The sequence below is a fragment of the Caulobacter sp. Root655 genome, from assembly GCF_001427665.1.
Classification (GTDB): Bacteria; Pseudomonadota; Alphaproteobacteria; order Caulobacterales; family Caulobacteraceae; genus Caulobacter.
In genome coordinates, this window is sequence record NZ_LMHC01000023.1 from 518787 (window position 1) to 540470 (window position 21684).

Annotated in this window: 18 protein-coding genes; 9 read left to right on the top strand and 9 right to left on the bottom strand. The window is 68.4% G+C overall.

All coding sequences use genetic code 11. The features are described 5' to 3' along the window. Positions 1–68 precede the first annotated feature (68 nt). From ASD79_RS17385 to treF, 4 genes are all read left to right on the top strand, one after another. Positions 69–575, top strand: coding sequence for an RNA polymerase sigma factor (locus tag ASD79_RS17385; RefSeq protein ID WP_056724121.1), 507 nt, complete (start codon positions 69–71; stop codon positions 573–575). Continuing rightward, on the top strand, positions 572–1651 hold the full coding sequence (locus ASD79_RS17390) for a FecR domain-containing protein (protein WP_056723845.1): 1080 nt from the start codon (positions 572–574) through the stop codon (positions 1649–1651). The genes ASD79_RS17385 and ASD79_RS17390 overlap by 4 nt, the downstream gene beginning before the upstream one ends. Positions 1652–1706: 55 nt before the next feature. Next, positions 1707–4289 carry a TonB-dependent receptor gene (locus ASD79_RS17395; RefSeq protein ID WP_082584997.1) on the top strand — a complete coding sequence of 861 codons (2583 nt, stop codon included), beginning with the start codon at positions 1707–1709 and terminating at the stop codon, positions 4287–4289. A 265-nt stretch (positions 4290–4554) separates the two neighbouring features. Then, on the top strand, positions 4555–6150 hold the full coding sequence (gene treF / locus ASD79_RS17400) for an alpha,alpha-trehalase TreF (protein ID WP_056723847.1): 1596 nt from the start codon (positions 4555–4557) through the stop codon (positions 6148–6150). 121 nt (positions 6151–6271) lie between these two features. Here treF and ASD79_RS17405 read toward each other — a convergent pair whose 3' ends face one another. Then, complete coding sequence (locus ASD79_RS17405; RefSeq protein ID WP_056724125.1) at positions 6272–7627, bottom strand: dicarboxylate/amino acid:cation symporter; 1356 nt, start codon at positions 7625–7627, stop codon at positions 6272–6274. 534 nt (positions 7628–8161) lie between these two features. Between ASD79_RS17405 and ASD79_RS17410 the strand changes: the two genes are divergently transcribed. Further along, complete coding sequence (locus tag ASD79_RS17410) at positions 8162–8419, top strand: GlsB/YeaQ/YmgE family stress response membrane protein (protein ID WP_056723849.1); 258 nt, start codon at positions 8162–8164, stop codon at positions 8417–8419. A gap of 129 nt (positions 8420–8548) precedes the next feature. Here the strand turns inward: ASD79_RS17410 and ASD79_RS17415 are convergent, their stop codons facing one another. The 4 genes from ASD79_RS17415 to ASD79_RS17430 form a co-directional block, all read right to left on the bottom strand. Continuing rightward, positions 8549–9952 carry an MFS transporter gene (locus ASD79_RS17415; protein WP_082584998.1) on the bottom strand — a complete coding sequence of 468 codons (1404 nt, stop codon included), beginning with the start codon at positions 9950–9952 and terminating at the stop codon, positions 8549–8551. Between the two features lie 171 nt (positions 9953–10123). Continuing rightward, a complete protein-coding gene (locus tag ASD79_RS17420; protein WP_056724127.1) occupies positions 10124–11473 on the bottom strand; it encodes an FAD-dependent oxidoreductase in 1350 nt (449 codons plus the stop codon). Between the two features lie 116 nt (positions 11474–11589). After that, entirely contained in the window at positions 11590–13773 is a 2184-nt protein-coding gene (locus ASD79_RS17425; RefSeq protein ID WP_056723853.1) for a xanthine dehydrogenase family protein molybdopterin-binding subunit, read from the bottom strand. A 2-nt stretch (positions 13774–13775) separates the two neighbouring features. Continuing rightward, positions 13776–14240, bottom strand: coding sequence for a (2Fe-2S)-binding protein (locus ASD79_RS17430; RefSeq protein ID WP_056723855.1), 465 nt, complete (start codon positions 14238–14240; stop codon positions 13776–13778). A 201-nt stretch (positions 14241–14441) separates the two neighbouring features. Here ASD79_RS17430 and ASD79_RS17435 point away from each other — a divergent pair, with 201 nt between their 5' ends. The 4 genes from ASD79_RS17435 (at position 14442) to nth (ending at position 17480) form a co-directional block, all read left to right on the top strand. Beyond that, positions 14442–15086 (top strand): DUF47 domain-containing protein, encoded by a 645-nt coding sequence (locus ASD79_RS17435; protein WP_056723857.1) that lies wholly within the window; start codon positions 14442–14444, stop codon positions 15084–15086. Next, positions 15086–16087, top strand: a complete 1002-nt coding sequence (locus ASD79_RS17440) for an inorganic phosphate transporter (protein WP_056723859.1) — start codon at positions 15086–15088, stop codon at positions 16085–16087. The genes ASD79_RS17435 and ASD79_RS17440 overlap by 1 nt, the downstream gene beginning before the upstream one ends. Continuing rightward, positions 16084–16668, top strand: coding sequence for an NUDIX hydrolase (locus ASD79_RS17445; RefSeq protein ID WP_056723861.1), 585 nt, complete (start codon positions 16084–16086; stop codon positions 16666–16668). The genes ASD79_RS17440 and ASD79_RS17445 overlap by 4 nt, the downstream gene beginning before the upstream one ends. 83 nt (positions 16669–16751) lie before the next feature. Further along, the gene (nth, locus tag ASD79_RS17450; protein WP_056723863.1) at positions 16752–17480 is read left to right on the top strand and encodes an endonuclease III; all 729 of its coding nucleotides are present in this window, start codon (positions 16752–16754) and stop codon (positions 17478–17480) included. 31 nt (positions 17481–17511) lie between these two features. Here nth and ASD79_RS23495 read toward each other — a convergent pair whose 3' ends face one another. From ASD79_RS23495 to ASD79_RS17470, 4 genes are all read right to left on the bottom strand, one after another. After that, positions 17512–18522, bottom strand: a complete 1011-nt coding sequence (locus ASD79_RS23495; RefSeq protein ID WP_082584999.1) for a M15 family metallopeptidase — start codon at positions 18520–18522, stop codon at positions 17512–17514. A gap of 17 nt (positions 18523–18539) precedes the next feature. Continuing rightward, the gene (locus ASD79_RS17460; protein WP_056723865.1) at positions 18540–20036 is read right to left on the bottom strand and encodes a CoA-acylating methylmalonate-semialdehyde dehydrogenase; all 1497 of its coding nucleotides are present in this window, start codon (positions 20034–20036) and stop codon (positions 18540–18542) included. Positions 20037–20228: 192 nt separating this feature from the next. After that, positions 20229–20750 carry a flavin reductase family protein gene (locus ASD79_RS17465; protein WP_056723867.1) on the bottom strand — a complete coding sequence of 174 codons (522 nt, stop codon included), beginning with the start codon at positions 20748–20750 and terminating at the stop codon, positions 20229–20231. Positions 20751–20790: 40 nt separating this feature from the next. After that, complete coding sequence (locus ASD79_RS17470; RefSeq protein ID WP_056723868.1) at positions 20791–21378, bottom strand: CDP-alcohol phosphatidyltransferase family protein; 588 nt, start codon at positions 21376–21378, stop codon at positions 20791–20793. Positions 21379–21684: the final 306 nt, after the last annotated feature.

Sequence of the window (21684 nt, forward strand, 5' to 3'; positions counted from 1 at the left end):
GCGATGATGCGCGTCATGCACCCTGAGAACGTCGAGAGTCTTGGCGTCGAAAACCTTTGGGCGGGATCGTGCGGCCAGCCATCGAGCCAGATCTGAACGGACTGAATCGGCGCTATCGGCCGGCGCTGATGGCGTTCTTCATGCGTCGGGCCGCCAACCACAGCGACGCCGAGGACATGACCCAGGAGCTGTTCGCCAAGCTGGCCACGGCCCAGGCCAGCGTGATGGACAACGCCGACGCCTATATCTTCCAGATGGCCGCCAACCTGCTGCGCGACCGGGGCCGGCGCGAGAAGGTGCGGGCCAACTACCGGGCCAGCGTCGACACCGGTCTGGCCGACCTGGAGCCGCTCGACCCGGCCCGGGTGCTGCTGGGCCGCGAAAGCCTGGGCGAGGTGTCCGACGCCTTGCGCGAACTGCCTGAACGCACGCGCGCCATCTTCCTTCTGTTTCGCCTGGAAGGCATGAAGCAGGCTGAGTTGGCGACCCTCTATGGCGTCTCCATCAGCGCGGTGCAGAAACACATCTTCAAGGCCATGACCCATCTGACCAAGCGCGTGAGGGCCAGCCAATGAGCGTGGTTTCGCCCGAGGACCGGCTGGACGCCGCCCGCGAGCAGGCCGCGCTGTGGTGCGTGCGCCTGGCCGACGACGATCTGTCGCGCGCCGAGCACGAAGAGCTGCAGGCCTGGTTCGACGCCGACGAGACCCATCGTGGCCTGCTGGACGACGCCGTGACGGCCTGGCGGGCGATCGAGGAACAGGCCGCCAGCCCCGGCATGATCGCCTTGCGCGGCGAGGCCCTGGAAGACCTGCGCCGGGCCCAGCGCGAACGTTGGGCCCGGCCGGCCCAGCGACCGGCCCTGTGGACCGCCCTGGCGGCCAGCCTGGTGGTGGCCGTGGCCGCCGGCGTCGCCTGGCGCGCCAGCCTGCCCGACGTCTACCGCACCACCGAGGGCGAGCGGCGGATCGTCGAGTTGGCCGACGGCTCACGCGCCTCGCTCGACAGCGCCACCGTGCTGAAGGTCAAGTACGAGAGCGGTCGCCGACGCCTGTGGCTGGACAGCGGCCGCGCCAAGTTCTCGGTGGCCAAGGATCCGCTGCGGCCGTTCTCGGTCGCGGCCGGCGACAAGCTGGTGGTCGCCACCGGCACGGTGTTCAGCGTCGAGCGCCTGACCGGCCAGATGCGCGTGGTGCTCTACGAGGGCCATGTGGCGGTGCTGGACGACAGGACCGGCCGCAGCGAAACGCCTGTCCCGATCAGGATCGGCGCCGTGCCGGCCGAGAAGCTGCTGACCCCCGACCACGAACTGGTGACCTCGACCTCGTCCGACGCCACGGTGGTCAGCCCCACCGATCCGGCGCGGGCCCGGTCGTGGGAGAATGGCCAGCTGGTGTTCCAGGACGAACCGATGGACCTGGCCGTCGAGCGGGTGAACCGATACGCCCGCGACAAGCTGAGGATCGGCGACCCCGGCGTCGGCCGGTTGCGCATCAGCGGGGTGTTCACCTCGGGCGACACCGGCGCCTTCGTCGACGGCGTCACCGCCGTCCTGCCTGTCCACGCGGTTGCGGCCAATGGCGTTACCGTGCTGAAAATCGATCGCGGACAAAAAAATTCGGCGCCGGCCGGTGTGTCTTCGACGAGTTGAGGCGTCTCACCTCCAAAGCGCCGCAATGCACGTCGGCGCGTAGGGAGGGATGACAATGCGCAGACCGTTCGACCGCCGCCTCGCCTGGGGCTCCACCACCGCCATGGCCCTGATGATGCTGGCCGCCCCCGCGGCCGTCCATGCCCAGCAGCCCCCTCAACAGACAAGGGGGGCCACCTACAGTTTCGACATTCCCGCCCAGGACCTGAGCGGCGCCTTGCGCGCCTTCGGTCAGGCCTCGGGCCAGCAGGTGGCCTTCGACGAGGCGACCGTGCGCGGCAAGCGCGCCCCCGCCTTGAGCGGCGCCTACACCGCCGACGCCGCGCTCAAGCGCCTGCTGAGCGGCGCCGGCCTGAGCGCCCAGCCCACCGCCAGCGGCGTCTACGCCATCCGCGCCAAGACCCTGCTGGTCGCCACCAGCGCCCAGAGCCAGGCCGAGCCCGCCACCGCGGTCGAGCCCGAGCCCGACACCCCCTCGCAGGTCGAGGAAGTCATCGTCGTCGGCACTCCGGGCGGCAAGGGCATCGACAAGCTGTCGGCCAGCTTCGCCGTCACCACCGTCAACGCCGACGACATCGCCAAGGCCTCGCCCAAGAGCACGGCCGAACTGCTGACCCTGGTGCCTGGCGTCTGGGTGGAAACCTCGGGCGGCGTGGCCGGCGCCAACGTCTTCGTGCGCGGTTTCCCCGCCACCGGCGACGCCGAGTTCCTGACCATCCAGCTGCAGGGCGCGCCGATCTATCCGCCCTCGACCCTGTCGTTCCTCGAGAACAGCTCGATCTTCCGGGTCGACGAGACGGTGTCGCGGATGGAAGCCCTGCGTGGCGGCCCCAACCCGATCTTCTCCAACGGCCAGCCGGGCCTGACCACCAACTTCCAGCTCAAGGACGGCGGCGAGGAGACCCACGGCCTGGTCAAGGCCTCGACCTCGGACTACGGCCTGCGCCGCATCGACGGCGTGCTGAGCGGCAAGCTGGCGGACGACCTGTTCTTCATGGTCGGCGGCTACGCCACCCGCTCGCACGGGGTGCGCGACACCCAGTTCGACAACGAGAACGGCCAGCAGTTCACCGTCAACATCACCAAGCGGATGGAGAACGGCAAGTTCAACCTCTATGGCCGCTTCACCGACGACCACGGGGCCTGGTACCTGCCGTTCGCGGTCAACGTGCCGGGCATCGACAAGGGCGAGTACACCCAACTGGGCGAGGCCAGCCGCTTCCACACCCTGCAGGTCCACGCCAACGGCGCCACGCGCAGCTTCGACCTGGCCGACGGCCGGGGCTGGAAGGGCTATGTGGTCGGCGGCAGCTTCGAGCATGACTTCGGCGACGGCTGGACCCTGCGCGACCGCTTCAGCGTCACCAAGGGCGACGCCAACACCTACGGCCTGGTGCCGGACGGCGGCGCGGTGACGGTCGGCGCGCTCAACGCCGTCGTGCCCGGCGCGATCACCACCCGCAGTGGCGCCGCCCTGGGCGCCAACGACTACGTGCAGAACTGGGGCGCCTGGATCGTCGAGAAGCAGATCGAGGCGATCACCAACGACCTCAGCGTCTCCAAGACAATCGGCGCGCACGCGCTGTCGGTCGGCTACTACGCCTCCAGCTTCTCGTCGGACGACTTCTGGACGATCGGCAACTTCCGCCCGATGCAGGTCAAGGCCAACGGCGACTACCTGGCCGCGCCGATCACCTGCGCCAACCTGGCCACGGCCGGCAGCGGCTCGGGCTGCTGGGGCTATGGCCTGACCTCGGCCGGCGACGGGCGGGTGGACGCGATCTACCTGGCCGACTCCTGGCAGGTGTTCGATCCCCTGCGCATCGACCTGGGCGTCCGTCGCGAGCGCTTCCAGACCGACTACGTGGTCGACGACGGCCCGGGCTTCCCCGACGGCCTGGCCACGCGCATCACCGACTACAGCAACAGCAAGACGTCCTACACGGTCGGCGTGAACTACGACATCAACGCCACCTCGGGCGTGTTTGGCCGCTATTCGCGCGGCTACAAGTTCCCCAGCTTCGACAACTTCCGCGAAAACCTGACCGACACCCTCAGCGTCGACCAGTACGAGCTGGGCTACAAGCTGCGCAGCGGACCGTTCGAACTGTACGCCACCGGCTTCGCCAACGAGTTCAAGGGCGCCAAGTTCGCCGACGTCGGCGGCATCCAGGAGAGCAACAGCAACAAGGCCCACGGCATCGAGCTGGACGGTCGCTGGAAGTCGGACTTCGGCCTGTCCCTGGCCCTGAACGGCACCTTCCAGAAGACCGAGATCACCAAGTCCAGCATCCCGGCCAACAAGGGCAACAGCGCCCAGCGTCAGCCCGACTGGATGATCCGCTTCACCCCCAGCTACGACGTGACCCTGGGGGCGGTGGACGCCACCTTCTACGGCACGGTCGCGGCGGTGGACGACCGCTTCGCCGACAACGCCAACACCCAGGTGCTGAAGGGCTACACCAAGATCGATCTGGGGATGATCTTCGACGTCTCGGACTTCACCGTCCAGATCGCCGCCGACAACCTCACCGACAGCCACGGCCTGACCGAGGGCGACCCGCGCTCGACCAGCGGCGCCAACGCCCGGCCGATCTTCGGCCGCTCGTTCAAGTTCAGCGTCGGCTACAACTTCTGACCGGTTCGCCGCCGATCAGTCTCCGCCGGGCCGGCCCCAATCCGGCCTGGTGGGACAGGCAGTTGCTCCCCAAGTGACTCCCTGCAACGGATCGGGTCTTCGCGGACCCGATCCGTCCTTTTATCGTTCTGCTTGTAATTCAATCGCTCATCCCGGCGAAAGCCGGGACCCAAGCCGAGCCCCACGGTTTCGCTTTGAGCCAGGAATGCCCACCCCGCTTGGGTCCCGGCTTTCGCCGGGATGAGCGGGATAATGAGGAATTGCCGTGAACCGTCGCCTCGTTCTGATCGCCTCCATCGCCTGGCTAGGCCTTGCTGCACCAACCCTGGCCCAGACCGCCGCCCCCAAGGCTAACGAGGTCCCCTCCCCGGCCGACACCTACGCCGAGCTGTTCCACCAGGTGCAGATGCGCAAGCTGTTCCCGGACGGCAAGACCTTCGTCGATGCAGCGCCCAGGCGCCCGCCGGCCCAGATCCTGGCCGCCTACCGGGCCCACGCGACCTTCACCGACGCCGAACTCAAGCGCTTCGTGCGGGCCAACTTCGATGTCCCCGAAAGCGCTCCGTTGCCGCCGCCGTCCAAGGACCGCACCACCCTCAAGGCTCACATCGCCACCCTGTGGCCCGTCCTCACCCGTCCGCCGGTGACCGCCGTCGAGGGCGGCTCGGCCCTGCCGCTGGACAAGCCGTTCGTGGTCCCTGGCGGGCGCTTCCGCGAGATGTACTACTGGGACAGCTACTTCACGATGCTGGGCCTGGTCGCCGACGGCCAGCACGCGGCGGTCGAGAACATGGTCGACGACTTCAGCGGCCTGATCGATCGCTACGGCCACATCCCCAACGGCACGCGCAGCTACTATCTGAGCCGCTCGCAGCCGCCGTTCTACTTCGCCATGGTCGGGATCGCCGACAAGACCGACAAGGCCCGGTTCAAGGCCCGCGTCGACCTGATGCGCCGCGAGCACGCCTTCTGGATGGACGGCGAGAAGGGCCTGGCGCCCGGCAAGGCCTATCGCCGCGTGGTCGCCCTGCCGGACGGCGCGATCCTCAACCGCTACGCCGACGATCGCGCGACGCCGCGCGACGAGTCCTATCGCGAGGACGTGTTGACGGCCCGCGAAGTCATGAACCGCCCCGCCGGCGAGGTGTTCCGCGACCTGCGCTCGGGCGCCGAGAGCGGCTGGGACTACAGCTCGCGCTGGATGGCCGACGGCGAGAGCCTGAAGACCATCCAGACCACCTCGATCCTGCCCGTCGACCTCAACAGCCTGCTCTACGGCCTGGAGACGGCGATCGCCGAGGGCTGCGGGGCGGTGTCCGACGCCGCCTGCGTCGATGAGTTCACCGGCCGCGCCAAGGCCCGCCGCGCGGCGATGGACGCCTATCTATGGGACGCCCCGCGCGGGCTCTATCTCGACTACCAGTGGCGCGACCGGGCCAAGCTGGACCATGTCAGCGCCGCGACGCTGTATCCGCTGTTCGTCGGCGCGGCGAGCCCGGACCAGGCCAAGGCGGTGGCGGCCCAGACCCGCGCCCTGTTGCTGGCCCCCGGCGGCCTGCGCACCACCACCGTCGCCACCGGCCAGCAGTGGGACACCCCCAACGGCTGGGCGCCCTTGCAGTGGGTGGCGGTCTCGGGCCTGCGCCGCTACGGCGAGGAGGCCCTGGCCAAGGACATCGGCGAGCGCTGGCTAAAGACCGTGGCCCGCGAATACCAGGCCAGCGGCAAGATGCTGGAGAAGTACGACATCGAGGAAGCCAAGGCCGGCGGCGGCGGGGAATATCCGCTGCAGGACGGGTTCGGTTGGACCAATGGCGTGACGCGGGTGCTGCTGGAGATGTATCCGGCGGCGGGTCAATAAGCGAGACGGCAACGCCTTGCGTCCTTCGAGGCCGCTTCGCGGCGCCTCAGGATGAGGAGCGCTTTGCCGATTTCCTCTTCCTGAGGCGTGAGGCGCAGCCGAGCCTCGAAGGACGCAGTGCCTAAGCCGCCACTACCTCGCTCTCGTCCAGCCCCACCTCGCGCGGCGGGGCGTTGTAGATCGCCTCGTCCAGGATCCCTTCGCGCTTGGCCACGATGGTCGGCACCAGGGCCTGGCCGGCGACGTTGACCGCCGTGCGGCCCATGTCGAGGATCGGGTCGATGGCCAGCAGCAGGCCGACGCCTTCCAGCGGCAGGCCCAGGGTCGACAGCGTCAGGGTCAGCATCACCACCGCCCCGGTCAGGCCGGCCGTCGCCGCCGAGCCCAGCACCGAGACGAAGACGATCAGGCCGTAGTCGGTCACGCTCAGCGGCAGGTGATAGAACTGGGCGATGAAGATCGCCGCCACGGCCGGGTAGATCGCCGCGCAGCCGTCCATCTTGGTGGTCGCGCCCAGCGGCACGGCGAAGGCGGCGTAAGCGCGCGGCACGCCCAGGCGGGTCTCGGTTACGCTCTCGGTGACCGGCAGGGTCCCGACGGAGGAACGCGACACGAAGCCCAGCTGGATGGCCGGCCAGGCGCCCTGGAAGAAGCGCAGCGGGTTCAGGCCGTTCAACGCCAGGATCGCCGGGTAGACCACCAGCAGCACCAGGGCCAGGCCGATATAGATGGCGGCGGTGAAGGCCCCCAGCTGGCTCAGGGTCGTCCAGCCGTACTGGGCCACGGCGTTGCCCAGCAGGCCGATGGTGCCGATCGGGGTCAGGCGGATCACCCACCACAGCACCTTGCGCACCACGGCCAGGGCCGAGGCGTTGAAGGCCAGGAAGCCCTCCGCGGCCGGCCCGACCTTGATGGCGGCGATCCCGGCCACCAGGGCCAGGACCAGGATCTGCAGCACGTTGAACGAGGTCGTGGTGGTGGCCGCGCCCTCGACGATCTTGGTCGAGGCTTGCAGGCCCAGGATGTTGGAGGGAACCAGGCCCGTCAGGAAGTCGAGCCACGAGCCGGTGGTGCGCGGGGCGTGGGCCGTCGCCAGGTCGACGACGGCGTGGTCGCCCGGCCGCAGGACCAGGCCCAGGGTGATGCCGATGGCCACGGCGATCAGGGCGGTGATCGCGAACCACGCCAAGGTGCGCCAGACCAGCCGCGCGGCGTTCTGCAATTCGCGCAGGTTGGCGATGCTGGCGACGATGGCGGTGAACACCAGCGGCGGCACCAGGGTGCGCAGCAGTTGCACGAAGATCGAACCGACCAGGCGCAGCGCCTCGGCCAAGCCGTGGCCCGCCTGCCCTTCCGCCGGCCCTAGCGACCGGGCCAGCAGGCCCAGTCCCAGGCCGATGACCATGGCGATCAGCACCTGGACGCCGAACCCGCCGATGAACCGGCTCTTGGCGGCTTTCGCCTGGACCTGGGCCATGTCGATCCTCTCGTGAGAGCCGGTTTCGGCTCCCTGCATGAACGCCTCAAGGCGCGCGTCGGGCAAGACCGCGCGGACCTTCTTGCCTTCGCTTCTGACGCCGCCGGGTGGAAACGCCCAATCAGAATTCATCGACGCCGCTTCAGCGCACCTGGATCGTCCGGATCGCGCAAGACGGCGCCCGGCGTCGGCGTGTCACATGGTGGCCATGGTCCGGTGGCTTTAGAAAGGGATCAGTCGCAGCCTCCATTCCCCGGGGATCTCATGAGCCTGTCCTTCCTCGTCGGCGCCATCATCGGCTCGGGCGTTTTCATCGTGCTGGGTCGCGCCCCCGCCCAGAAGCTGGTCGACGCCGTAGCGGCCCGGATCGGCAAATCGCGCTGACCTTCGCCGGAAGCATCGCGCTCGACGCCTGACAGTCTTCGCGCCGACGGACCGCCCGAACACGCAAGTGTGTCGGAACGAAGTCTATGCGCGGGCCTTTACTTTGTATCGACGCGCCGTTGGCGCGCCTCAGATGCCAAGGAGGCGTTCATGTCTATTCTTGCGTGGATCGTGCTGGGCCTCGTGGCCGGGTTCATCGCCAGCAAGCTCGTAAGCCGCAGCGGCGGCAGCCTGGTAGTGGATCTGGTGCTCGGGATCGTCGGCGCCGTGGTCGGCGGCTTCCTGTTCAATCAGTTCGGCGCCGGCGGCGTTTCAGGGCTGAACCTCTACAGCCTGCTGGTCTCGGTAATCGGCGCGGTGGTCGTTCTGGCCATCTACCACGCGTTCACCGGCCGCAAAGCTCTCTGACGCCCCGCACGACTGACAAGGAAGTGGCGCCTTCGGCTCGGCCGGAGGCGCTCTTTTCTTGGACGGACCACGAAGAAGCCCGGACGCCTAAGACGCCCGGGCTTTCCGCCGAGGAACCGGAAGAAGGTCCTAGTGGCCGCCGGCCACCGCGTCCTCCTGGATGGCGTGGATAGGCGCGCGTTTGGCGGCCATCGAGAACCACAGCACATACAGGTAACAGACCATCGGCACGACGAAGGCCAGCGAGCGCGCGCCGATCGGGAAGTGGGCCACGAACTGGTCGACCGTGAAGCCGTAGAGGATGGAGATGAACCCTCCGCCGCAGATGGCCATGCACATCAGGCCCGAGGTCGCCGAGGCCGGGGCGGACGAACGCTCCAGTGTCAGGGTGAAGATGGTCGGGAACATGATCGAGTTGAACAGGCCGATCAGGATGGCCGCGACGCCCGGGACGAAGCCCATGGTCAGCGGCGCGACGAACTGGCCCGGCAGGGTCACCGAGCCGCCGAGCGGCGTGGCCGGCATCTGGTAGGTCGCGATGACGACCCCGCACAGCGCCGCGGCGCAGGCCGCCACGATGCTCAGCATGGTCGTGGCCTTGACGTAGCGAAGCAGCACCGAACCGCCGAAGCGGCCGAACATCGCGAACAACATGAAGATCGGGCCGACGAAGCCGGCGACCTGCGACGGGACGTTGAGGATCTGCTTCTGTTCGAGGAAGAAGATCATGCCCGAGATCACGCAGACCTCGGCTCCGACATAGAGGAAGATGCCCAGCGAGCCCAGATTGGCCCATTTCGACTGCAGCGCCTTGAACGGCGATTCAGTGTGCGCGGCCATCTTCGGCGCGTGATGGGTGATGGTGTTGCGCACCAGGAACACGGCCAGGGTGAAGAGGGCCAGGATGCCGGCGATCATCAGGTAGACGTTGGTGACGAAGCCGAGGCCGGCGGTCTTCATCGTCTCGGTGATGACCACGTCCTGCTCGAACAGGGGTCCCTGCAGCAGGAACCTCGCGCCGAAGATGCCGCCCAGATAGGCGCCCATCGAGTTGAAGGCCTGCGACAGGTTGAGGCGGAAGTGCGACTCCTTGGGATCCCCCATCGAGGCGATCAGCGGATTGGCCGCGACCTGCAGCAGGGTGATGCCCGAAGCGGCGACAAACAGCCCCAGCAGCACGGTGATGAAGTTGTGCGAGAAGGTCGTCGACCAGGCGATCAGGCAGCCGACGACGATGCCGATCAGGCCAAGAATGATCGACTTGGCGTAGCCGTTCTTGGCCAGATAGGCCCCCGACGGGATCGACATGACCCCGTAGGCGATGAAGAACGCGAACTGGTTCAGCTGGGTCTCGAAGTCCGTGAGCGTGTAGACGACCTTCATGCTCTTGACGAGCGGGTCGATCAGGTTGGTCACGAACGCCCAGATGAAGAACAGGGCCGTGACATAGATGACGGCCAGGAGGACACCGCCCCCGCCTGACTTCGTCCCGGCGGCGCCGTTCACCGGCGCGCCTGCACCCATACCTGCCATGTGATTTCACTCCCCTGTCCGTCGTTGCGGGACGAGACATCCATCTCATCGGTGACAACGTTGTCAAGCGCGGAGGCCAAAAACACGTCGCCGAGGGTCCCGGAACGAAACCGGTCGCACGATTCGTCGGTTGGTTCGAAGACCGCCGCGAAGCGATCAGGTGCGCGGGCGCTAAGCGGCCTTGCGGCTGGGCGTCCGGACGACCGGCGCCGTCCAGACGTCATGCGTCGCCTCGCCGGCCAGGATGTTCTCGGCGGTCTGCAGGCCACTGAGCGTGGCGTGATCGCGTCCGCCCGCCCGGTGCAGGCCATTGCGGCCGGCCAGGTGCAGGGTCGGAAACTGTATCTTCAGGTCCAGCCGGATCATCGCCCGATGCTCGGCGCAGTCCTCGTCCTCGATCGGGATCGCCTTGCGTTGGCGCACGACGACGGCGTCCTTGACCGCGCCGCGGTCCATCAGTCCCATCGCGGCCGCCTCGCGCCTGGCCAGGGCGATCAGCTCCACGTCGCTGGCCGTCCACAGGCCGTCGCCCTCGAAGCAGAAATATTCCAGCCCGATACAGCTGAGATCTCCGGCCGAAGCCATGCCCGGCGACCAGGCGCGGAAGTTCTGCACCCGGCTGACCTTCAGGTCCGCGTCATGGACGTCGATCGCCGTCTCGCGCAGCGGTTCGCATGTGCGTCCGATCAGGGCGACGGTGATCTGGTCGCGGTACATCAGCTCGCCCGCGTGGAACAGGCTGATCGGCGTCGGAAGCAAGGCGCCGGCCAGTTCCCGCAGCGGCGCGGTGGAGATCACCTGGTCGGCGGTATAGGCCTCGCTGGCGCCGTCGACCCCGCGAGCCAGGACGGTCCACAGCTTGCCGATGGGGTCGAACCGCAATTCCTCGACGCGTCGGTCCAGGCCGATTTCGCCGCCCAGATCGACGATCCGCTCGGCGCAAGCCCGCCACACCGCGCCCGCCCCGTCACGGGGATAGCGGAAGTTGGCCGACGGCCGGGCCGCTCCAGCCCAACCGGTCGGCATCTGCTCGCTGATCAGGCCCGACACTTTCTCGGCGAAGGGCTGGAACAGCATCGAGGCCAGCCTGCCGCCGAAGCGGTTGCGGATCTCGTCGCTGAAGCTCCGGGGCGTCTTGATCGGACGGATCTTGGCCATCCCGAACGAGGCCAGGCACGCCGCGCCGCCGCGCAGACCCAGATGGGCCAGGGCTTCCAGCGTCTTCAACGGATAGGCGTAGAACTGGTCGCGGTGATAGATGCGCGTGGTGCGCGGCTGTTCGACGAAGCCGTCCGGCAGCAGTTCGGACCACAGGTCACGCACGCTGGACGACGCGGATTCGAAAGCCTCGCCGTTCAGGTCGATGCGGAAACCGTCGTGGACGATCGTACGGCCGCGGCCACCGACCTGCCCGTCCATCTCCAGCACGGTCACGTCGCGCCCGGCCTTGGCCAGAACATAGGCGGCGGTCAGGCCGGCGGGCCCGGCTCCGATCACCAAGGTTTCGACGTGTCGACCCATGACGCGATGGTCCTCGTTCAAGGCCATCATCGCCAAATTTGGTTAAGATCGCGCCCCCGACCCTGGTGAACCCGGAGGCAAAATTCGACTTGGGACGTTGTGTCGCGGCCCGCCGTTCAGGCCAGTTGGCCGGCGATCGGCAAGCTGCGGATCCGCTTGCCGGTCGCCGCGAAGATGGCGTTGACCAGGGCGGCCGGCGCGGGCGGCAGGGCCGGCTCGCCCAGGCCCGTCGGGTCGTGGTCGGTGACGCGGAAATGCACCTCGACGTCCGGCGCGTCGGCGAAGCGCAGCATCGGGAAATCGCCGAAATTGCTCTGGGTCGCCGCCCCGTTCTCGATGGTGATCTGCTGGCCCATGGCCGAGCCGATGCCGTCGAGGACCGAGCCCTGCACCTGCTGTTCGGCGCCGTTGGGGTTGACGATCTGCCGGCCGACATCCACCGCCGCCCAGGCCTTGCGCACCTCGACCTGGCCGTCGGCCACGGTGACCTCCACGACCACCGCCACATAGCCGCGATGGCTGTAGTGGCAGGCCACGCCCAGGCCGACGCCGGCGGCGGTCTTGCGGCCCCAGCCGGACTTCTCGGCGACCAGGTCGAGCACGCCGCGCATCCGGCCAGTGTCGAAACTGTCGCCCTTCCCCGGTTCGCCGATCAGCCGCGGCTCGCCCAGCAGCTTGCGGCGGAAGGCCACCGGGTCCTGGCCGGCCGCGTGGGCGACCTCGTCGGTGAAGCCCTGCAGCACGAAGCCATAGGCGTTGTTGCCTGGAGCCCGCAGCCAGCCGGTCGGCACGCCCAGCGCCATCACCGAGACGTCGAGGGCGTAGTGGGGCACGGCCCCGAACGGGAACTGGGTGGCGTTCATGCCCGCCGCCCGCACGAACTTCTCTCCTTCGCCGAAGGAGACGAAGTGGTTGCGCCAGGCGACCAGGTCGCCCTTGGCGTCCAGCCCGGCCGTCAGGCTGTGGTAGCCGGCCGGACGGTAGAAGTCGTGCTGCAGGTCGTCCTCACGGGTCCACAGCAGCTTGACCGGCGCGCCGACCACCTTGGAGATCCACGCCGCCTCGACCATGAAGTCGTTCATCAGCCGCCGGCCGAAGCCGCCGCCACTGCGGGTGAAGTGGATGGTGATGTCGTCGGGCTTGATCCCCAGGGTCTTGGCCACCAGCTCGCGACCGTCCTCGGGGTTCTGGGCCGGAGCCCAGATCTCGACCTTGCCGTCCTTGAAGCTGGCCGTGCAGTTCTGCGGCTCCAGGGTGGCGTGGGCGTTGAACGGATAGCTGTACTCGGCCTGGACGAGCTTGGCCGCGCCGGCCAGGCCGGCCTTGACGTCGCCGACCGTCCGGACGTTGCGATGCGGCGGCTGCTTGTGCAGCTCGGCCGCCTTGGCGGCGAAGCCGGCGCTGCTCTGGGCGCTGGTCGGGTGATCGGCCCAGGTGACCTCCAGCGCGTTGCGGCCCTTGCGCGCCGCCCACCAGGTGTCGCCCACCACCACCACGCCACCCAGCAGGCCTTCCAGTTCGGTTCCGCCATCGACCACGAAGGCGTGGCGCACGCCCTTGACCGCCTTGGCCGGCGCCAGGTCGACCTTGGCCACCTTGGCGGCGAACACCGGAGCCTTGAGGAAGGTGGCGTACAGCATGCCCGGCACGCGCACGTCGATGCCGTACAGCGGCTTGCCGGTGACGATGGCCGGGGTGTCCGACTGCGGCTGGGCCTTGCCGATGATGCGGTAGGTCTTGGGGTCCTTCAGCGTCAGCGTCTTGGGGTCGGGCGCGGTCAGACCGGCGGCCGCTTGGGCCAGCTCGCCGTAGGACGCCCGGCGCTTGCCGGCCGTGTCGACCACGAAGCCCGGCTCGGTGGTCAGGCCGGCGGCGGGCGTCTTCCAGCGCTGGGCGGCCGCTTGGATCAGCAAGGCGCGGCCGACCGCGCCGACCTGGCGCATCGGCGTCCAGTCGTCAGGGGTCGAGGTGCTGCCGCCGGCCGATTGCTCGCCGAACACCTTGGCGTCGATCGGCGCCTGCTCGATCCGCACCCTGGACCAGTCGGCGTCCAGTTCCTCGGCGATCAGCATCGGCGACGAGGTCTTGATCCCCTGACCGATCTCCGGACGCGTGGCGGCGATGGTCACCACCCCGTCGGGGGCGATGCGGACGAAGGCGTTGAAGGGATTGGCCGTGGCCTCGCCCTCCGCCCGGCCGGCGGCCGGCAGGTTGAACGACAACAGCAGGCCGCCGCCGGCCGCCGCGCCGGTTTTCAGGAACAGGCGGCGCGAGGGACTCTGAAGAAGGGTCGCGTCCATGGTCACGCCTCCACCTGGCCGGAGGCGACCTTGATGGCCTTGCGGATGCGGATGTAGGTGGCGCAGCGGCAGAGGTTGCCGTTCATCGCCGCATCGATCTCGTCGTCGGTCGGCTTGGGCGCGGCGGTCAGCAGGGCCGTGGCCGACATGATCTGGCCGGCCTGGCAGTAGCCACATTGCGGCACATCGATGGCCGTCCAGGCCTGCTGCACCTTGGCCCCGACCGGTCCTGCCCCGACGCCCTCGATCGTGGTCACCGCCTTGGCGCCCACCCGGGCCAGCGAGGTGACGCAGGAGCGCATCGCCACGCCGTCGATGTGCACGGTGCAGGCCCCGCACTGGGCCACGCCGCAGCCGTACTTGGTCCCGACCAGGCCCAGCACGTCGCGCAGCACCCACAGCAGCGGGGTGTCGGGCTCGGCGTCCACCGCGTGGACCTGTCCGTTCACCGTCAGCTTGGTCGCCATCGTTCACACTCCCGGATCGTCACGGCGACACACTGCCAAAGCCCGGGGGCGGCGCCCAGAGGCCACGACCGTTACAAAACCGTCATACAAGGGCTTGAACAGGGCCCACTTCCATGGTTCCGGTCCGGCCAGACATCGCGTTGTTCCGTGGTCGGAGCGCGCGTGCGATTTCCGCGCTTCGAACAAGAGGATGAAGCGACCATGTTGGGTTTGTTCCGGGCCGTGATGCCCAAGGAAGACCGCTTCTTCCACCTGTTCTCGCAACACGCCGCGACCCTGGTGCTGGGCGCCCAGGCGCTGCGCGACCTTATGGAAGGCGGCGACGGCATCGAGGCCGCCAGCGGCCGCGTCTACCAGCACGAGGAAGAGGCCGACGAGATCACCCGCCAGGTGATGGGCGCCATCCGCCGCAGCTTCATCACGCCGTTCGATCGCAGCGACATCCAGGACCTGACCACCTCGCTGGACGACGCCATCGACCAGATGCGCAAGACCGCCAAGGTGGTCAGCCTGTTCGAGGTCAAGACTTTCGAGCCGCAGATGCGCGAGATGGCGCGGATCATCGTCGAGGCCGCCGAACTGACCGTCCAGGCCGTGGCCCTGCTGCCCAAGATGCGCCAGAACGCCCACCGGCTGACCGAACTAGCCGTGCGGGTCACCCAGATCGAGGAACAGGCCGACCTGATGTACGACCAAGGCCGCAAGGCGCTGTTCCTGGCCCACCGCACGGGTGATCCGATGGCCTTCATCGTCGGCGTCGACATCTACAGCCACCTGGAAAAGGTGGTCGACCGCTTCGAGGACGTCGCCAACCGCATCAGCGGTATCGTGATCGAGCAGGTCTAGTGGACCCCACCTTCATTATCCTGGTCTTCCTGGTGATCGTCGCCCTGGGCTTCGACTTCCTCAACGGCCTGCACGACGCCGCCAACTCGATCGCCACCATCGTCTCGACGCGGGTTCTGTCGGCCAAGTGGGCCGTGCTGTGGGCGGCGTTCTTCAACTTCATCGCCTTCCTGTTCTTCGGCCTGCACGTGGCCAAGATGGTCGGCTCGGGGATCATCGACCCGCACATCATCAGCGACCGGCTGATCTTCGCGGCCCTGATGGGGGCGATCAGCTGGAACCTGATCACCTGGTGGGCCGGCATCCCCTCCTCCAGCTCTCACGCCCTGATCGGCGGCCTGGTCGGCGCCTCGGTGGCTGCGGTCGGCGGCTTCGGCGCGGTGCAATGGGCGGGACTGGGCAAGACCGCGGCCGGGATCGTCGTCTCGCCGCTGATGGGCTTCCTGCTGGCGCTGGTGTTGGTGCTGGTCGTCTCGTGGACGTTCCTGAAGTCGTCGCCGTTCTTCGCCGACAAGGTGTTCCGCAAGCTGCAGTTCGTCTCGGCGGCCATGTACTCGCTGGGCCACGGCGGCAACGACGCCCAGAAGACCATGGGCATCATCGCCGCCCTGCTCTACGCCCACGGCGCGACGAACGCGCCGGGGACGATCCCGCTGTGGGTGGTGCTGTCGTGCCAGGCGGCCATGGCGTTGGGCACGCTGTTCGGCGGCTGGCGCATCGTCCACACCATGGGCAGCAAGATCACCCGCCTGACTCCGATGCAGGGCTTCTGCGCCGAGACCGGCGGGGCGATTACTTTGTTCCTGGCGACCCATATCGGCGTTCCGGTCTCGACGACTCACACGATCACGGGCGCTATTGTCGGCGTCGGCGCCTCGCGCCGGGTTTCGGCCGTCCGCTGGGGCGTGGCCAAGAGCATCGTCACCGCCTGGGTGGTGACCCTGCCCGCGGCAGGCCTGGTGGCCGCGACCTTCTATTACCTAGGGTTCTGGATGAAGTGAGCGATCTGGCGGGCGGCAAGCAAGGGGGAAGCAAGACCGGACAGCGGCGCCGCCAGGTGGCCGCCCTGCCCTGGCGCGCCGCCTCCGGCGCGGATGGCGCCGCGCCGCCCGGCCTGGAGATCCTGCTGGTCTCGTCCCGCGAGACCCGTCGCTGGGTGATCCCCAAGGGCTGGCCGATGAAGGGCAAGGCCGACCACCTGGCCGCCGCCCAGGAAGCCTATGAGGAGGCCGGCCTCGACGGCCGCATCGTCGAGCGGCCGATCGGCGACTATCCCTATCTGAAGCGCCTGAAGAGCGGCGTCGGGCGTCCCGTCACGGTCGATGTCTTCCCGCTGGAAGTCACCGGCGAGCACGCCACCTGGCCGGAGAAGGGCCAGCGCGTCCTGCAATGGATGAGCCCGGTCGAGGCCGCCCTGGCGGTGCAGGAACCCGAGCTGCGCGACCTGATCGCCCGGTTCGCCGGCGTCGAGCTTCCGACCGAGGAACGCCCCGATCCGGTCCCGGCTCCCACGCCGGTGAAAGTGGCTTTGCAGCGTCTGCGGCGACGGATCACGGCGCTGCTGAACCACCCTAGACGCTGATCTTCCGGGCGGAAGCTGGGGATAACTCGACAAACGCCTTCGCGTTATCTATGTTCTCGTTACGTTCCGGAACGAGAATCGCCATGCAGCTTTCCCTCGACCTCTCGACCTCCCCGCTCGAAGCGATGCGCGACGCGTTGCTGAAGACGTTCGGGCCGCAGCGGCCGACCAGGCGGCTCGACCCGGTGTCGCAGCTGGTCAAGTCGGCGATCAGCGGCCGGACCAAGGACGCGGTGTCCTGGGCGGCCTATCACCGGCTCAAGGACCGCTTCGCGACCTGGGAAGAGCTGGCCGAGGCGCCGGACGCCGTGGTGCTGGAGCTCATCAAGGAGGTGAGTTATCCCGAGGACAAGGCCCGCCACTTGCCGCACGCCCTGCGCCTGATCCAGGTGCGCAGCGGCTGGAAACTGTCGCTCGACCATCTGAGCGAGCTGGAGCTGGATTCCGCCCGCTGGTGGCTGCAGGGCCTGCCCGGCGTCGGCGTCAAGGTCGCCGCCTCGGTGCTCAACTTCAGCCCGCTGAACATGCGGGCCCTGGTGGTCGACACCCACGTCCACCGTGTCGCCGGCCGGCTGGGCCTGATCCCGGCCAGCTACGACACCGCCCACGCCTATCGGGCGCTGATGGACCTGGTTCCCGACAGCTGGACGGCCGAGGACCTGTACGAGCTGCACTGGCTGATGAAGGGCCTGGGGCAACTGCTGTGCGGCCATCACGCGCCCCGCTGCGGGGCGTGTTCGCTGAAGGCCACCTGTTCGCGGGTGGGGGTGGAGCGCAGCGCCGACATCCTGGCCTGGCGGCCGCGCTCCTAGAACCCTCTCCCGCTGGGAGAGGGCGACCGCGCTAGCCTCCCGCACCGGCCAGCTCATCGAACGTCTTCGTCCCGATGCCGTAGCTTCGCCAGTCCTTGTAGTCGAAGTGCCACCACTCCTCGGGATAGACCTCGAACCCTTCGGCCATCAGCGCCTCGCGTAGCAGGACCCGTAGCGCCCGTTGGCGCGTCGTGCCGCCGATGAAGTCGGCGTAGGAACGGCCCGACATCTCGTCGTAGCGGCTGGGCATCTCGACCGGCTTGCCGGTTTTCAGGTCGTACAGCGTCAGGTCCACCGCGCAGCCCCGGTTGTGACGCGACCCCTGGGCGGGGTCGGCGACGAACATGTGGTCCCGCGGCGGAGTCGCCTCCCAGAACATCCAGGTGACGAACCAGGGACGGTAGGCGTCGTGGATCAGCAGGCCGTAGCCCTTGGCCTCCAGGGCCTTGGCCGCCCGCGCCAGTGCCTCGGCGGCCGGACGCTGCATGTAGGCGGCGGCGCGCTCGTAGAGCGGCAGGCCCATGAAGTTGTCGGGGCCGGCGTAGCGGATGTCGAAGCGGATCGCGGGGTCGACGGTCGCCAGGTCGACGAGGTCGGCGGGCCGATGGTCGGCCGTCTCGACCGGCGGCGTGGCGGCCAGGGCCTTGGCCCGCAGGGCGTCCGGGTCGGCGCGCACCGCCGCCCGGATTCCGGCCTCGACCTCGGCCCCGAAATCGTGGCGGGCCAGGCGCGTTCCGTCCAGGCGCACGGCGACCGGTTCCAGCGCCAGCTCGCCGCCACCGTCGATGCGATAGCGGCCGCGCCCCAGCGGCGTCAGTCCGGCGTCGGCATGGCCTTGGCCATCGACACGCAAGGTCCCGTCCCGCTCGAACACCGTCAGCGGCGCGGCGCGCTCGCCGTACTGGCCGACCGCCGCCATTTCGGCGGCGTCCAGGGACTGGGCGAAGGCGCCCGTGGTCGAGCCCATGGTCGAGATCGTGGTCAGGATCAGCCCCATCAGGCAGGCGGCGATGACGTTGAAGGTTCGGTCCAGTCTTCGCATCGCCCCCCGCCCTCGTCCTATTTCATCGTCGGGATGACGAAGGCGTCGCCTTCGTGGTCGCCCTCCGGCCACCGCGCGGTGATGGTCTTGACCTTGGTATAGAACTTCACGCCCTCGACGCCGTGCTGGTTGGTGTCGCCGAACGCGCTGCGCTTCCAGCCGCCGAAGGTGTGGTAGGCCACCGGCACCGGGATCGGCACGTTGATGCCGACCATGCCGACATTGACCCGCGAGGCGAACTCGCGCGCCGCCTTGCCGTTGCGGGTGAAGATCGCCACGCCGTTGCCGTACTGGTGCTCGGACGGCAGGGCCAGCGCTTCCTCGAAGGTCTCTGCACGGACGATCTGCAGCACCGGGCCGAAGATTTCTTCCTGATAGGTCTTCATGCCTTTCTTGACGCCGTCGAACAGCGAGGGGCCGATGAAGAAGCCCTTCTCGAAGCCCTGCAGGGCGAAGTCGCGGCCGTCGACCACCAATTCCGCACCCTCTTCCACACCAATCCGGATGTAATCCGAGATCTTGGCGCGGTGCTGGGCGCTGACCACCGGGCCGTAGTGGGCGTCGAGGTCGGTGGAGATCCCGACCTTCAGGGTCTGCATCTCGGCGACCATCCGCTCGCGCAGCTCGTCACCGGTCTTCTTGCCGACCGGCACGACGACGGGCAGCGCCATGCAGCGCTCGCCGGCCGAGCCGAAGGCCGCGCCCGACAGGTCCTTGACCACCTGGTCGAGGTCGGCGTCGGGCAGGACGATCCCGTGGTTCTTGGCCCCGCCCATGGCCTGGACGCGTTTCCCGTGCGCCGTGCCGGTCTGGTAGACATAGTGGGCGATGTCCGACGAGCCAACGAAGCTGACGGCGCGGATCAGCGGGTGGGTCAGGATGGCGTCGACGGCGGTCTTGTCGCCGTGCACGACGTTGAGCACCCCGGCGGGCGCGCCGGCCTCCATCATCAGCTCGGCCAGCCTAACCGGCACGGTCGGGTCCTTTTCCGACGGCTTGAGGATGAAGCTGTTGCCCACGGCGATCGAGATGCCGAACATCCACATCGGGATCATGGCCGGGAAGTTGAACGGGGTGATGCCGGCGCAGACGCCCAACGGCTGGCGCATCGAATAGACGTCGATGCCGGGCCCCGCGCCCTCGGTATATTCGCCCTTGAGGATGTGGGGGATGCCGCAGGCGAACTCGATCACCTCCAGGCCGCGCTGGATGTCGCCCTTGCTGTCGGCGACGACCTTGCCGTGCTCGGACGACAGCATTTCGGCCAGGGCGTTCATGTCGCGCTCGATCAGGCGCTTGAACTCGAACATCACCCGGGCCCGGCGCTGCGGATTTGTCGCGGCCCAGCCGATCTGCGCCGCGGCGGCGGCCTGGACGGCGGCGTCCAGCTCGGCGTCGCTCGCCAGCTGCACGCGGGCCTGGACCTCGCCGGTGTTGGGGTTGAACACGTCACCGAAGCGGCCGGACGTCCCTTCGAGGGTCTGTCCGTTCACGAAATGGCTGATCGTCCGCATGATACGCTCCCTAGACCTTGTTTTGCGCGTCAATAGCACCCGACTACACGCGCGTATCCCGCAAATTTCTTCCGCCCTGCGTCCTTCGAGGCTCGCCTGCGGCTCGCACCTCAGGATGAGGACCGTGGGTTGGCTTTGAATTCCTCATCCTGAGGTGCGTAGCGTAGCGAAGCCTCGAAGGACGCACCAAGCCTACTCCTCCACATGCACCCGGCGGAACCGGCCCTGCAGATAGACCAACGGCTCGTGGCCGGGATCGTAGCGAAGCTTGACCACCCGCCCGACATAGACCCGGTGGTCGCCGGCGTCGAAGACCTGGTGGGTGACGCATTCGAAATTGGCCATGCAGCCGGGCAGGATCGGGGCGCCGGTGCTCCAGGCCTCGGTCTCGACCCCGGCGAAGCGGTCGCCCTCCTTGAGGGTGAACTGGCGGGCCATGAGCTGCTGGTCGGCGTGCAGCACGTTGACGGTGAACCGGCCGGCCGCGTCCAGGGCTGGCAGGCTCTTGGATTTCAGGTCGACGCAGACCAGGGCCAGCGGCGGGTCCAGCGACACCGAGGTGAAGCTGTTGGCGGTCAACCCGACCCGGCGGCCGTCCTCACCCGTGGTGGTGACGACCGTCACCCCGGTGGTGAAGCACCCGAAGGCGCTCCGCAAAGCCCGGGCGTCGTGCGCGCCGCCCTCGCCCAGTTCAATCGTGACCGCCTGACTCATTCGCTCACAAGTGGGGCAAAGCGGCGCGTCCGGCAAGGCTTCAGGCCGCGCTCGCCGCGCGGCGCAGCGCCAGGGCCTGGCGCACGCCTCGGATGTCGCAACGCCAATCCGGCAGGATCAGCATGATGGCCAGAGCTTCCAGTTGCGAGGCCACGCCCATCGCGAAGGCGACCGCCAGCACCAAGCCGCCGGTCCCGGTGATCAGCAACTGGGTCAGCAGCGCCCACAGCGCCAGTCCGAACAGCTTCGACAGCAGATGGTGCGGCGACGCCTCCCTGCGGAAGCGGGCGAAGCTGACGGCGTGGGCCGTCAGTTCCATCACGCCCAGCACCAGGACCGCCGGCCAGAGCGTGGCGACCAGACGCGGATGCAGGATCAGGACGGCGGCGGTCGCACACAGCCAGAAGACCACGTCGGCCCGGCTGTCGAAGATGCGCAGGCGATCGGTGACGCTGCCCAGGCGCCGAGCGATCACCCCGTCGAAGATGTCGGACAGCACCCCGACCGCGAGCAGGGCCGCGCAGCTCCAGCGGGCCGGCGAGCCGACCAGCAGCGCCAGGGCGAGGATCAGCAGCCCGGCGGCGACGCGCAGCGCGATGAGGAGATAGGGGATGGCGCGCGGGGTCATGCGCGGACGGTAGTGGGAATGGCCAGAACCACAAGCTGACGCCTCAACGCCTGTCCCTCCCCCTCGTGGGGAGGGCGGCGGCGAAGCCGACGGGTGGGGGCCGGTGCAGGACGTCCATTCCCCGCGCTCAATGCGGCGGCTCCCCCACCCGACCCCTTCGGGGCCACCCTCCCCGCAAGGGGGAGGGACGGGGCGTTTTGCTAGCCGCATTGCGTTTGCATCCGCCCGGCACGGCCGCATCCGGGGCGGATGTGGGCTTCCAACAGGCAGACGTTGGAAATGTCCGAGATGGGTGGTGAAGCTTGG

Bases quoted from the DNA above. Each gene is read 5' to 3' on its own strand.
- ASD79_RS17390 (WP_056723845.1), top strand. From the start codon at position 572: ATGAGCGTGGTTTCGCCCGAGGACCGGCTGGACGCCGCCCGCGAGCAG.
- ASD79_RS17395 (WP_082584997.1), top strand. From the start codon at position 1,707: ATGCGCAGACCGTTCGACCGCCGCCTCGCCTGGGGCTCCACCACCGCC.
- ASD79_RS17405 (WP_056724125.1), bottom strand. From the start codon at position 7,627: ATGGCCCAGGTCCAGGCGAAAGCCGCCAAGAGCCGGTTCATCGGCGGG.
- ASD79_RS17410 (WP_056723849.1), top strand. From the start codon at position 8,162: ATGTCTATTCTTGCGTGGATCGTGCTGGGCCTCGTGGCCGGGTTCATC.
- ASD79_RS17415 (WP_082584998.1), bottom strand. From the start codon at position 9,952: ATGGCAGGTATGGGTGCAGGCGCGCCGGTGAACGGCGCCGCCGGGACG.
- ASD79_RS17420 (WP_056724127.1), bottom strand. From the start codon at position 11,473: ATGGGTCGACACGTCGAAACCTTGGTGATCGGAGCCGGGCCCGCCGGC.
- ASD79_RS17425 (WP_056723853.1), bottom strand. From the start codon at position 13,773: ATGGACGCGACCCTTCTTCAGAGTCCCTCGCGCCGCCTGTTCCTGAAA.
- ASD79_RS17430 (WP_056723855.1), bottom strand. From the start codon at position 14,240: ATGGCGACCAAGCTGACGGTGAACGGACAGGTCCACGCGGTGGACGCC.
- ASD79_RS17435 (WP_056723857.1), top strand. From the start codon at position 14,442: ATGTTGGGTTTGTTCCGGGCCGTGATGCCCAAGGAAGACCGCTTCTTC.
- nth (WP_056723863.1), top strand. From the start codon at position 16,752: ATGCAGCTTTCCCTCGACCTCTCGACCTCCCCGCTCGAAGCGATGCGC.
- ASD79_RS23495 (WP_082584999.1), bottom strand. From the start codon at position 18,522: ATGCGAAGACTGGACCGAACCTTCAACGTCATCGCCGCCTGCCTGATG.
- ASD79_RS17460 (WP_056723865.1), bottom strand. From the start codon at position 20,036: ATGCGGACGATCAGCCATTTCGTGAACGGACAGACCCTCGAAGGGACG.
- ASD79_RS17465 (WP_056723867.1), bottom strand. From the start codon at position 20,750: ATGAGTCAGGCGGTCACGATTGAACTGGGCGAGGGCGGCGCGCACGAC.
- ASD79_RS17470 (WP_056723868.1), bottom strand. From the start codon at position 21,378: ATGACCCCGCGCGCCATCCCCTATCTCCTCATCGCGCTGCGCGTCGCC.